This is a genomic window from Mesorhizobium sp. M4B.F.Ca.ET.214.01.1.1 (assembly GCF_004791545.1).
Taxonomy (GTDB): Bacteria; Pseudomonadota; Alphaproteobacteria; order Rhizobiales; family Rhizobiaceae; genus Mesorhizobium; species Mesorhizobium abyssinicae.
In genome coordinates, this window is sequence record NZ_SRUX01000025.1 from 12,940 (window position 1) to 25,056 (window position 12,117).

Here is a 12,117-nt window from a genome sequence, read left to right on the forward strand (position 1 = left end):
ACCTGCCAAGTCTCTACGCCGCGCGCAGACCCGAAGCCTCGCCTTCATCGAGAATCCTGTTCCGGAGCAACCCGACACGCTCTATCTCGACCTCGCAAATGTCCCCGGGCTTCATGTAAAGTTTTGGGTTGCGCGCGTGTCCGATACCGGATGGCGTGCCCGTCACAATCACGTCGCCAACCTCAAGTGTCACCGCCTCCGATAGCGTGGCAATCAATGTTGCAACGTCGAAAATCAGTTGATCGATCGATGCCGATTGCACGACCTCACCGTTGAGGCGAGTTTCGATTTGCAGCCCCGCCGCACCTTCTGGCAACTCGTCGGTCGTGACGAGATCCGGACCAAAGGAGCCCGTCGAATCGAAGTTCTTTCCGATCGTCCATTGAGGCGTCTTGAACTGATATTCTCGAACTGAGCCGTCGTTGAAGACTGAATATCCGAGCACGTGAGAGAGCGCGTCCGCTTTTGCTATGTGTCGTCCGCCGACGCCAATAACGACGGCCAACTCGCCCTCAAAATCGAGCGTGTCCGAGACACGCGGGCGCACCATGGCAACATCGTGGCCAATCAGGCTCGACGCGAAGCGGGGAAAGAAGGTGGGGTATTCCGGCTGCTTGTATCCGCTTTCGGCGGTGTGGTCGGAATAGTTGAGTCCAACGCAAACGATCTTCGGGGGCGTGCGCAGTGGAGGCAGCACCTCTACAGCGGCCTCATCCAGAACCGGCGCTTCACGAAGCGACCGGAAGGCTTCGAGGAGGCCTTCGCGCCCCCGCGCAACCAATTGGTCCAGAGAACCTACATAACCTGTTTCGTTCTCGAACGCCCCTCGCCAATCTTTGCCCACTAGGACACCTACGCCCAAAGCGCCAGAGCGCCGCAATGACCTGAAACGCATATTAATTTCCTTTGGAAAATCCTCTTGAAGCGAACCTAGTTGGAACGAAACATTGAGTCAACAATAATATATTATCTTTGGCATAAAAGGTTGGATATGGTCGCGTTCAAGCTTGGAATGGAGTCGCGGATGCAGCAGGAGCCGGCCAACAAGGCGTCCCTCGTCAGGGAGCGACTGCGCTTAGAAATCCTCCATGGCAGGCTTCTGCCAGGTCAAAAGCTCAATATCAGCGAATTGTGCGGGCGCCTCGAGGTGACCCTGCCCGCTGTTCGAGAAGCCTTGTCAGCCCTGCAAGGTGAAGGGCTGGTGGAACTGAAGGCGAAGAAGGGGTTCGAGGTCAGCCAATTTTCCTCCCAGGATTTCGCGGAGTTGACCCAAGCCCGCATCGAGATTGAAACGATCTGCCTGCGCCTATCCATCGCATCCGGAGACGGAGCCTGGGAGGGACGGGTGGAAGAGGCTTTGCGGCAGTTGCTCGCAACGCAGAGATATACGGATGAATTGCCTCCACAGATGAACGAGTCTTGGAGTGACCTGCATGCTCGCCTTCATGAGGAGTTGGCGTCCGGCATGGAAAACAGGTGGCTTGCCGATACTAGGAGAGCGCTGTTTCGCCAGAGCGAACGGTTCCGGCGCCTTTCTGTGCCCATGGAGCGCAGCACCCGCAACGTCGATGAGGAGCACCGCTCGATCGTCGCGGCGGCATTGGCTCGCGATACCGACCACGCGGTTGAACTCTTGCGCCAGCACCTTCAGGCAACATACCGCATCGTCGCCGGCTGACAGATGGCATCTGGTCAACTTGTGTGGCGATGGCGCGCAACGAAAGCCCGCTTCTTGGCCTTGTTACCGCACCCCCTGCCGTCGGTCGCGCACCAGATCCTGTTATTCGCGCGACTCAGGTCGAGAAAATACATGTTGCAGGTCGGATCTGCGCACCGCTTCACTCGGTCGAGATCGGTTCTTTCGCCAAGCAGTTGCAGAAAGTCTCGAGCAAGCGTCGAGAGTATGGACGGCACAAGGACGTCCGCATGCCAGGTCAGGCTGGTCCCCCCTTCCCCCAATTCAGGACGTAAGGGCGGCCGTTTGGCGGCCTGGTTGAGCGTGTAGACATCCGCGCCTTCGGGTGTGCGTCCAGCGACAACATCGGAAAGTACGTGGACCATAACGTAGCGGAGGGCCTTTGCGTCTGCTAGGTCCTCGTCCTTCAGAACGATCTCTGTTACCGCAAAGCCTGCCGCCTCAATCCACCTATCCAGATCATCGAGGGTGTCCAGCCGCTCAATGTCGCGATGTCCCCTCTCTCCCACAGTCGCGATGAAATCGAGCACAAGCCGGTTCGAGCGGAAGCGGAATTCTAGATCGCCTGCGGAAATCTTGCGTGCCATGAGTAACCTGCTTAGCTGGTTCCTTTTAGCTGCGATATCGACAAATGTCCATTGATGCCGCACCAACATCAGGTTTACCGCGCGGCCGCGACATAGTCCGGGACGTGCCAATAGAACGGCCGAAACTCGGTAATGCGGCCATCTCGGACGGTCACGACCTGCGCCATCGGGGCATTCAGGATCTTGCCGCCACGCCTGGCGCGTGTGATGAGCCGACACAGAATGACCACGCTTTCTTCCGAGACAAGAAATTGCGCATCCTCCACAGAAAGTTGATCGAAGGCATCGCTCATCTTCAGCGACCAGTCGCGGAACCCGGCGTGGCCCCGATACTCACCACCCCAGGGCAGGTCAGGCGACTGGTGCAGTTCGACTTCTGGGTGGAGCGTCGCAGCCATCTCGTCAAATGATGCGCCTGCTGCCGCTCCGCCTGCCAACATATAGCGGCGCTCGGCGTCATAGAACGCGTTGAGGACATCAATTGGACTGCTCATGTATCTTGCCTTTCATGGAAAGCGAATGCGGGGGAACGATCGTTGGCCGCTCGATCGAGATACGGACCTGACTCTGCAGGATTAGCCAGCTCGGCACAGACACGGCCCAGGCCGAGCCGACAATCTCATCATGGCGACTGAGGCGTGTAAGTGTCGATGTTCGCCTTGGTTATGATCGCGACCTCGCCCTCGGCTTGGCCCGGCAGCAGAACATGCCCGTCGTTCAACACCACATGTGGCACTGCCTTGCCGTCGAAGGCGTCCACGAGCAACCTGACAGCTGTAGCTGCTGCGGTCGCCCGATAGTAGCCGGTCGTCGCCGAGATCGTGCCGGACTTGATTGCATCGACCGACCATTTGGTGCCACCAGCCTCGTACAAGCGAACCTGGCCGGCCCGCCCGGCTGCATCCAGTGCCGCCGCGGCACCTTTTGACATGTTGGTGTACACGCCGACGATAGCGTCGACATCAGGATGGGCCTGGAGCAGGACCTGAGTCTTTTGCTGGTTCATCTCCGGCGAGTAGTCGGTCCTGTACTCGGCCACCACGTTCACTTCCGGGTGCTCCTTGGATACCTCGGCGACTGCCTTGTCGAAAGCTTGCGTGATCGGGTGGATCTCCTGTCCCGTAAGAAGTGCAATCTTCTGCGGCCCCGGCTTGTCTTTCACCGCCTGCATGATCACCCTCTTGAAGGCAGACGGCGTCTCATTACCGCCAACATAGGTCAGCGTCCCGGGCGACCAAAGCTGCTCGCCTTCGTTAACCGAACGGCCGCAGATCGACATGGTCACTATCGCCACAGGTATCCCTGCTTCAGGAGCCTCCTTGGCAGCCATATTGCAGACCTGGTTGCCCTCGATCGCGGCGACGATCCAGGCGTCATAGCCGCCAAGCAGAGCATTCTGCATTTGGTTCACCTGGCGGGCTACATCGAAGCGCGCATCGAACACGTCAATCTCGATGCCGTGCTTGGCAGCTTCTTCCTTGGCGCCGGTTACGGTGGACTGGACCGCCGAATTGGTGCCGATTTCTATGAAGAGCGCGATCTTCTTTAATCCACCCTTCTTGACAGTTATCGGTTTGTCCAAGCCCACATCGATGTTCGTCTCCTCGGCCAAGCTCGGTTGAAGGCCAGCCAGCAGGAGCAACGCTCCCGCCGCCATCGATTTGAATTTAGCTGTTGTCACAATTTCCTCCCACGGTTGCTGCTCATGTTGGATCGTCCGATCGGCCGCAGCGTTGCCAAGCTCGGGTTAGTGGACCGATCAGTCCACTAACGGACAAAAAAATTTAGCCGGCCAGCCTCGCCCGCATCATCGGCCAGACATGCCTAAGGAAGTCGGGCGAGTTGCGCACCTTTGATTGCAGGACAGCGCCCGTCATCATCATGTAGAGATCCTGAGCGACGACCCGAGCATTGTCGGCCTCGAAGCTCCCCGCACCGCTGGCAGCGACAGCCTTCTCAAGGAAGCCGATGATACGATCGAAGACGCTTTCGATCACAGCGCGGACCTTCTCGTCGAGCGTGCTCATCTCCGCAGCCCCCAGGACATAGGGACACCCCAGAATCTTGCCGGTCTCTTCTTTCTGGCGGCTGAGATCGTCAATCGTGATCGCCACATAGGCTTGCAACTGCTCCTCGCCCGTCATCGACGCGTCAAATACTCGAGCATAATCCGCCGCCACGCGCTTCCAGTGGAACTCATAGGCTGCAACCACCAACTCGGACTTGGACGGAAAGAAGTGGTAGAGGCTGCTTTTGCTGACCTTCGCACGCTTGCAGACCATGTCCGTCGAAACGTTCCCCACGCTGCGCGCCCAGACAAGGTCCAGTGTCGCCTGAAGGATCCGCTCGCGGGTTGTTTCGGCATCAGTCATGATAGGATCGTATATTGGACTGATCGGTCCAGTCAAGTCCTTGATTGTGACTCGAAAGTCGCGCGCCAAAAAATCACGAACGTTGCGGCTGCTCTCTGGTCGAACTTATGTTCTGCTTGTCCGCAGCCGCAGCGCGGAGCACCTCGGCTGCAGGGGTGAGCCCGCCCCGGCCGGCGCGGCACAAACGCAAGAAGGCGGGAGATGGCCTTCGAACTCGGTGTTGTCTTGGCCCATAAGCAACGACCGTCGTGATAATATCTCAGCTTTATGGCACCCGTGCTACTGCCGTAGGTATTCGAAATCTAAACGCCCCCTCTCGACTAGTGCATAAGTCGATGGTTAATTGGTCGGCGGAAGGAACCTACGATTAAGCTAGGAGAGTCGTTTCGATCGTTGTTTACGGTGACGCCGGCTTTTTTTCTGTACGGCCTCATAGTCATGCTCTTGAGCGGTTACGATAGGTAGGCGCGCAATGATGAAATGGGCAGAAATCGCCTCATCCGTGGGCCTAGCCACGCTCAGTGCGGGTGCAGTACTCGCAGCAGCGTGGAGTTTAATAAGGGTTAGCCTGGAGAAGCATATTGCAGAATCCATAAAGCATAACTTTGCTGTGTCTCTTGACCAGCAGAAGACAGAGAACGCCATAATTATGGAACGAGTGAAGCAGGTTACCTCTGCTTGCGATGATCTCGGCCTTCTTGTTCACGAAATTACCGAGCGTCTTTTGATCTTTCAGGAGGGAGGCGGGTCAGAATATTCTGACCACCTCATCCGGGAGCTTCATCCCGAATTCAGACGCAAATATGCAACGATAAGAGCGCGCTTTGAGGTGAACGATGTTTTTTCGGCATATTCACTTATGTTGGACCGCCTTACCCACGTACAGAACGTTCGTGATATATTCGAATTTCTTGGCAAACAGAGCCGCGGCAACATTCGTTTCATATACTGCAAGATGTGGCTGACAACCTCCGAAGTGATGAGGTCCATCGATCGGATTTGTACAAGTTACCAGTTTTGGGACCCCAAGGACAACTATGGCGAACGCGCTGACCAATGGGCCAACCATGATCTCGAAAGGATAATGAATTTTCTAAAAGGCGCAGCTTCAGGACGTGATGGGCAAGGCAACCGCGACTCTGATTTTAGCCCTTTCTATATTTCCCTCGAGGAAGCTGGCGGAAGAAAACGTTTTTGGGCGGAATTGCCTCCGACATCGTCAGAAGCCGAACCTGGTGGGCGTAAAACGTGACAAGATTGCAGGCAGCGTATTTCACCGCCTTGCTCTAAATAAGGGAAACCGGGTCGCAGATCGCGCCCCAAGGCTCCCAAAGGCAAACCGAGACGAGGCGTTGCAATCCAGAAGCCGGATATCGACCAACGTGGCGTAAGATATCGCCACGGAGGCCACCTGCAAACTTCGTGAATACCCTTAACGAAGGTACTTGCGTGGTTGCTAAAGCCACGATACTGTTGGCAGGAGTAACTTCCGCACATGCAATAACATCCGGATTCAGCAACATCGCTCCGTCGCAACGATGGAACTTTGTTTCATCCCGTGTTTGAAAGAACACCGCGATTTGTCGATCGCGGCCGCGTAGTAACGTAGTTCAAATTGGCACTGGCTGCAAGGAGCCCTTTAGCCCTGGCCGGTTGTACGTCACGTGGAGAGAGAGTTGTTATTCTCTCGGGGGTAGCGGCGTTGTTTGCAAGGCGAATTGTCTCGCGTTGGAAGATCGGCATGCCCCGGGGCATGCCCAGGCTAGTCAACATCCTTGGCGCGCTGGTGCTATTCTCCGGATGTCAGCATCTAATCGCCCTGTCAGACATCGAGGTGGTTGACGAGGTTGTGCCGACTTACCGGCGGCTGCCAAGTACCGACGATTCCGCACGGCTGCGCGCCACCGATCTGATCACGCTGACACCGGTCAATGGGACAATCCTGGTTTCGGCAAGTTGCGGTGCCGGCGTGCCCACGTGTCCTGCCGGCAGCAAATGGCTTCCAATTGGTCCGGTTGCACAGGGGCGTGCCGTTCGGATCCCCGTTTCCACACTGTCTTGCATGCAATGGGCCGACCTCGAGCTGACCTCTGCGTCCGGCGTCACCAAGACAGGATCGGTTCATCTTGAGGCAAAATCTGGTGAGGGCTCAACCTGTATTGCGTTCTCTAACGAGAAATGGATCAGCGGGGACGAATTGCGGCAGCGTATCTCGCGAAGCAAGCTTCCGCTGCGTGTTGAGATCGTCAGGCTTGCCAGCCAGAAAGTGTTGCCCGGCGACCGTGTCGATGCCGACCTACGTTTCCGGATCGGGCCGGGCGAAATCATTGGAGCACAGCCGCTGCAAAGCGCGCACGCTTCAAGCGTGCTCGACGAAAGCGGGGGCATCGAGATCGACGCGCCGGGAGCGCTTGCCTCGCTGCCGGACCCGACAAGCGCCCAGACCCGACTGGCCTATGCACTGGGATCCAATGCCAATCTCGGTGTTCGGCTCTGGCGCCCAGGAAGATGCAGCGCCGACCAGCCTGCCCTCAGCGACGCGGCCGCCTGTCTGGCGGCGTCCTGGACAGAGGAAGAGTCGCCGCAGCGGGCCAGGCTTTGCGCGAGTCAGATGGGCATCGACAGCGTCCAAAGGAATGCGGGGCAGGCAAACAAAGATTGGTCGAACGCCAGCTATCAGCTCCGCGCTGTCCAAAGCTGGACGCTGGTGGGCGACGACCAGATCGCCCATATCCAACCCTTTGACGGTCCTGTCTCCGTCAACAGCGCGGTCAGCCTGGCATATCGGGCTCTCTACGGTCGGGACCTCTTGCGAAAGAAGGCCCATCACAAAGTCTTCGTGACAATCGTGCCGAGCGCCTCGCGCTGTGCTGCCGAGCGTGTCCCGCTCTCGGGCGTGGCAGACTTTGACAAGCCATCGACCCTTGATCGGCTGGCCCTCCTGCCCGGGGACAGCGTCCATGTGAGTTATCAGCCACCTAGCCGCTAGCGGAGGCTTTCATGCCTGGTCCTCTGTTGATTGACGTCTTTGCCAACGCCATTCGTCTAATCGTCTCGAGCCCAACGAGCCTTGCCAAGGCTGACAGCGTTTGGATCGGCGGCGATGTGAGCCTGGAGTTCCTGGGCACCAAATCGACAGCGAAGAAGTTTGTCGCGGCGAGCGGAAACCTGCGCGTCGATAAAGGGTTAAAACTCGTGAGCCTCATGGATGGCTCATTCGACTTCCAGCAAATCGTCCAGTTGGACACTGGCGCGGGAGGGCCGATCGTGGGCTTCGGAGCCTTGTCGGCATATAAGCAGGCGGACGGCGGCCCGATCTGCTGGTTGAACTCGGTGCGGGCAGCGCTGGTGGACAGTGCCGGACTGCCGACATCCGCAAACATTATAAGGGGCACTTCAAAGGCTCAGGAGAGCACCCTCCAGCCCAATCAAAGGTTCTTCATCACACAGGATGGCCCCGGCCTCGTGATGGATCTTGGCGCGCTGTTTTCGACGCTGAAGGTCGACAGTGTCCCGGAAGCGCCATTCACCTTGCAAGCCGCCGTCAGTAAGGTGGCCCTGCATGTCGCTACGGGCGCCGCGGCAGCCACAGCGTCAGCTGCCGCAGGCGGCCACCGCTTGGTCATCAAGTCCGCCATCGTCCAGGCAGCTCCAGCGAGCGGCCTGATGCGCGCGCTCAAAGCTGATGCCGACAAATGGACGCCGATCCTGTTGCGGGCCAGCGAATTGCACATGGCTGGCGGCTGGGTTACGGCCACGGATTTCGCGCCCGAGCAGGAACTGCTGCTAGCAAGGGTGATCGATGTCGAGGATACGCCGGCGGCGGCGACAATCTTGCGGGCACGCGGCGAGGATATGTCTTTCGAGCTGAACCTTGCCGCAGCCCTGGCCGGGAAGCCTGCCGCCAGGTTCCATTATCGTAGACCCGACATCAGCCCGAGGCAGAACCGCAATTACGGCCTCCGCATCAAGGGTTTTGGATCGCGAAGTGGCGTGCGCCCAGTGCTCGATGCCAACATCGCCGCAATCGACCTGCGCGACACTGGAAGCGGCAAGCGCTTCGAATATCTGGCCGGCGTCACCTACCTGCCGGTCGGCGACATCACGACCGGAAGCCGGTTGGGGCCGAAGCCACCTGCAGACGGATCGGGCATCGCCACGCTCGACATTCCCTATGCCGATCTCGCCCTGCGCTGCGAGGATGACGGGTCAGGCCTCTCCCCTCTTTCGCTCGACACATCGAAAGCGGCCGCACTGACAATTGCAAAACCTTTTCTGCGCAGCCGGCCAGCGGGCTTTACCTCGACCAAGCTGGAAGCCTGGGAGCTCGACGACAAGTTCACCCCTGCGCGCGACTTCGAGTTGAATGCCAATGGCCTCTTACCGACACTCAAAGAAAGCTGGCTCGACGATTTCACCACGCGGGGAACGCCGCAAAACTATCACAGCGTCGAACATCCTGGCACGACACTTACGATCGACAGCACGACATTGATCGGCCAGAAGATGGCCTATGCGCGCGTCAAGACAGCGGCGCCCAACAAGACCAAATTGACAGTCAAGGGCATCGGTTCGGCGAAGGAGGCCGCCGCCTATTCCGCCTTCTGCATCGCGTTGGGCTGGGCAGCTGTCAAGGCGGCGAACGCGCCCTCCATCGGTGAGGCCTTCAGCGCCGATAACTTCACCGTCAACTTTCCTAAGCTCGACGACAAGGCCTTCCAGAAGTTCGTCAAGAGCAACTCCCTTTCCGGCCTGCGGGTCGTGTTCGTCACACGTCCTACCGGCGATGGTTCGCTCGCCTTCAAGGACTTTATCGATCAGAACATGCCGCTCAAGGACGGCAAGCCCCCGGAACTGTTCCACATGCCATTTGCCATGGGGCTTTCGGTCATTCTCTACCAGAACGGCAAGTATGTTTATGAGCTCGACGACCTTGCGCCGGATAAGGGAGGCCGCCCGCTCAGCGACGATCAAGCAGTGGCCTATGATTTCGACACGAAGGCATCGCTCGATCCCCTCGACTTGGGCTGGACCGACGCTAATCTTTGGGCCACAGAAGCCAAGGCGCATCCTGCGGTCTGGCCGCGCGCCCAAAACGGCAAGCGGGCGCAGCTCGATCCCTCGCAAGATGGCTGGCGCGGCCTCTTCCTCAAGGGGATGCCGCTCGCATTTCTTGCGCCCAAAGTGGTTGAGACCGACTTCAAATGGTTGAAAGCGATCCTTGATACCGTCAATCGTGGTCTCAATCTTGACTATGGTTGGCTAGACGAAAATGGCGCCAGCTGGGTCGGCGGCTACCAAGCGCCAAATGGCAAAATCGAAGTCACCGGCCTGCCATTTTATAACGAATGGAAGAGCGTGCTGCGCCTCTTCGTTCTCGATGCGACCGTCGAAGGCTCGGCCGGAAAGACAGTCACGCAAGCGATCGGGCTACGTTTCGAACTGCCCCAGATCACCGACAAGAACGATCCGACGAAGTCCTTGGCATTCGAAGGCGACTTCAGCTACTCGAGCGGCGAGACCGGCCAGACGCTCATCGACATCCGCGCGCGAGACGCGGACGCGTGGTTCTCGTCAGAAAGCGTCCCCGGCTTCGACAAAATCGCGCTCAGGCAGGTCTCGACCGATTTCAAGGATGTTGTCCAGATTTCGGTCGACATGGTCGCCACCGCCGACCTCGCGGCCGCGCTGCCAGCTTTGTCCAGCGATGCCGCCAATCCGCTCAAGGCACGCATCCTGTTTTCGCTTGGCGACAAACCGGACGCTGTCATCTCGCTCATCTTACCTGCCGAGCAGCGTTCGACATTGTTTGGAAAATGGCCCTTTACCCTGCGGTCGATCACCTTCGACGTTGCGGCCGGAATGCTGTACGTCAACGGTCGCATAGAGACCGGCCTGCCCGGCCTGCAGTCGATCGGAGCTACAGTGGTAGTTTCCGCCAAGGAGATCAACCTCAGGATCGATGCCATCCATGGCGCGCTCAATTTCGGCGGCTTGACGATCGAGGCCTCGGCCATGTGGGCCGACTCCCAAGGCAAGCCGGTGGACGGCGTCCCGCATAACGGCGCCGCCAAGATGAAGGAGCGCGAGATCTGGGGCAGCCTCACGCTGAAAGATCCCGGGCTCATCGGCGAGCTCGATCTCAGGCTGCGCATCGGCAGCCAGGGCGGCACGTCCTACTGGGTTGGCGCGCTGCAGTCCGACGCAAAGTTTTCCCTGGGCAGCGTCGCGACGCTACGCAAGCCGTTCCTGCTTTTTGCGCATAATGCCGATCTGCAGCTGGACGCAAATACCAGCCTGCAAAAGCTTCTTGAGAACCCGACCAAGTCGATCTTGAAGGCGCTGCAACCGAAGATGGACGCCGACAAATGGCTGGCGTCCTGGAAACCGTCGAAAACGATCGGCACAACCATTGGCGGCGGCGGCATGTTGCAGGTCGGCTCAGCGGTGTTGTCCACAGACGAGGGCGACGATGCGGATGAGCATTTGACGTCGATCCTCTATAATGACACTGGCATATTCCGCGTTGACGGCTTTGCCTTTCTCATCTCGCAGTATCCCGTCGACTTCGGGATTGTCGTCGACTGGAAGAATCAGCTCTATTCGATCGGCCTGCAACTGCCGACAATCGACTTGCCGCAGGGCGCCCCGACCTATTCCGTACAAGCCGGCGCGATCTTCCTGGAGCTTGGCCTGCGCGGCAACCCACATGTGAAGCTCAGCATCGGCTGGCCCGAGAGAAAGGGCAGCGATGACTTCGACCGCGACTGGGACAAGGCAACGAAGGTCGTCGTCAACGGCATGTTCCCCATCAACACATTCCAAGGCGGCCTACTGATCTCCCTGGACAAGAAGGCCATCACCATGGGCGTTGCAGTGCGCGCCGGATGGACATTTGCACCGCCTGCTGTGGGTGGCGGCATCGCGGAGGCCTCCGTCGACGCAGGCATCATGATTGGCGGCGTCTTCATCATGTCTTTCGTCTTCGACGAAGAAAGAGCCCTGCCAGCCTCGAGACCACTGCAACTGGCCTGGCAGCCTCTGACTGCCAAGGCGCTGGCCGAGGAACCTCCGGCAATCCTGATGCAGATGCAGGAGGCGTTGCAAGAAATCGACTTCGCGCTCTCCTCGCTCGGCCTTCCCGACGTCCAGATCGTGGCGCAGCTTTACGGCGACCTGTGGGGAAACGCTTCAGTGCGCTTTATGGGCGTCACGCTGGTTGGCATCCACGTTGCCGCCTATATCCGCTTCGAGGTCTGCGGCAGCCTCCATAAGGGCATTGGCCGGATCAGGGGCAAGGCCGGCTTCAGCGTCAGCGTCACAATCTTGTGCGTCACCTATAGCACGCAGGCGCAGCTTGAAGTCACGCTTCATGATGGTGACTGCCCGATGCTCGAGGGCGGCAGGTCAAGGCTGGCATTCGCCGACCTGCTGGCTCTGCCCGAGCTTTCCAACTAGGTCG

General features: G+C 58.6%; 9 protein-coding genes. 4 read left to right on the forward strand and 5 right to left on the reverse strand.

Annotation, left to right across the window (positions count from 1 at the left end; all coding sequences use genetic code 11):
- Positions 1-13 precede the first annotated feature (13 nt).
- The gene (locus EN857_RS31750) at positions 14-895 is read right to left on the reverse strand and encodes a fumarylacetoacetate hydrolase family protein (protein WP_135859587.1); all 882 of its coding nucleotides are present in this window, start codon (positions 893-895) and stop codon (positions 14-16) included.
- Between the two features lie 96 nt (positions 896-991).
- On the opposite strand from EN857_RS31750, the gene EN857_RS31755 reads away from it, so the two are divergent.
- A complete protein-coding gene (locus EN857_RS31755; protein WP_135859588.1) occupies positions 992-1,678 on the forward strand; it encodes a GntR family transcriptional regulator in 687 nt (228 codons plus the stop codon).
- A 14-nt stretch (positions 1,679-1,692) separates the two neighbouring features.
- On the opposite strand, the gene EN857_RS31760 is transcribed toward EN857_RS31755, so the two are convergent.
- The 4 genes from EN857_RS31760 to EN857_RS31775 form a co-directional block, all read right to left on the reverse strand.
- Positions 1,693-2,283, reverse strand: coding sequence for a CGNR zinc finger domain-containing protein (locus EN857_RS31760; protein WP_189521673.1), 591 nt, complete (start codon positions 2,281-2,283; stop codon positions 1,693-1,695).
- A gap of 74 nt (positions 2,284-2,357) precedes the next feature.
- On the reverse strand, positions 2,358-2,777 hold the full coding sequence (locus EN857_RS31765; RefSeq protein WP_135859590.1) for a nuclear transport factor 2 family protein: 420 nt from the start codon (positions 2,775-2,777) through the stop codon (positions 2,358-2,360).
- 128 nt (positions 2,778-2,905) lie between these two features.
- Complete coding sequence (locus EN857_RS31770; RefSeq protein WP_245511365.1) at positions 2,906-3,964, reverse strand: sugar ABC transporter substrate-binding protein; 1,059 nt, start codon at positions 3,962-3,964, stop codon at positions 2,906-2,908.
- Between the two features lie 103 nt (positions 3,965-4,067).
- Complete coding sequence (locus EN857_RS31775; protein WP_135859591.1) at positions 4,068-4,655, reverse strand: TetR/AcrR family transcriptional regulator; 588 nt, start codon at positions 4,653-4,655, stop codon at positions 4,068-4,070.
- A 472-nt stretch (positions 4,656-5,127) separates the two neighbouring features.
- On the opposite strand from EN857_RS31775, the gene EN857_RS31780 reads away from it, so the two are divergent.
- The 3 genes from EN857_RS31780 (at position 5,128) to EN857_RS31790 (ending at position 12,113) form a co-directional block, all read left to right on the forward strand.
- Positions 5,128-5,907 (forward strand): hypothetical protein, encoded by a 780-nt coding sequence (locus EN857_RS31780; protein ID WP_135859592.1) that lies wholly within the window; start codon positions 5,128-5,130, stop codon positions 5,905-5,907.
- A gap of 489 nt (positions 5,908-6,396) precedes the next feature.
- Positions 6,397-7,644 carry a hypothetical protein gene (locus tag EN857_RS31785; RefSeq protein WP_135859593.1) on the forward strand — a complete coding sequence of 416 codons (1,248 nt, stop codon included), beginning with the start codon at positions 6,397-6,399 and terminating at the stop codon, positions 7,642-7,644.
- 11 nt (positions 7,645-7,655) lie between these two features.
- Positions 7,656-12,113 (forward strand): hypothetical protein, encoded by a 4,458-nt coding sequence (locus tag EN857_RS31790; RefSeq protein ID WP_135859594.1) that lies wholly within the window; start codon positions 7,656-7,658, stop codon positions 12,111-12,113.
- Positions 12,114-12,117 lie beyond the last annotated feature (4 nt).

Coding starts and splice junctions, on each gene's coding strand:
- EN857_RS31750 (WP_135859587.1), bottom strand. CDS start 895: ATGCGTTTCAGGTCATTGCGGCGCTCTGGCGCTTTGGGCGTAGGTGTC.
- EN857_RS31765 (WP_135859590.1), bottom strand. CDS start 2,777: ATGAGCAGTCCAATTGATGTCCTCAACGCGTTCTATGACGCCGAGCGC.
- EN857_RS31760 (WP_189521673.1), bottom strand. CDS start 2,283: ATGGCACGCAAGATTTCCGCAGGCGATCTAGAATTCCGCTTCCGCTCG.
- EN857_RS31790 (WP_135859594.1), top strand. CDS start 7,656: ATGCCTGGTCCTCTGTTGATTGACGTCTTTGCCAACGCCATTCGTCTA.
- EN857_RS31755 (WP_135859588.1), top strand. CDS start 992: ATGGTCGCGTTCAAGCTTGGAATGGAGTCGCGGATGCAGCAGGAGCCG.
- EN857_RS31785 (WP_135859593.1), top strand. CDS start 6,397: ATGCCCCGGGGCATGCCCAGGCTAGTCAACATCCTTGGCGCGCTGGTG.
- EN857_RS31780 (WP_135859592.1), top strand. CDS start 5,128: ATGATGAAATGGGCAGAAATCGCCTCATCCGTGGGCCTAGCCACGCTC.
- EN857_RS31775 (WP_135859591.1), bottom strand. CDS start 4,655: ATGACTGATGCCGAAACAACCCGCGAGCGGATCCTTCAGGCGACACTG.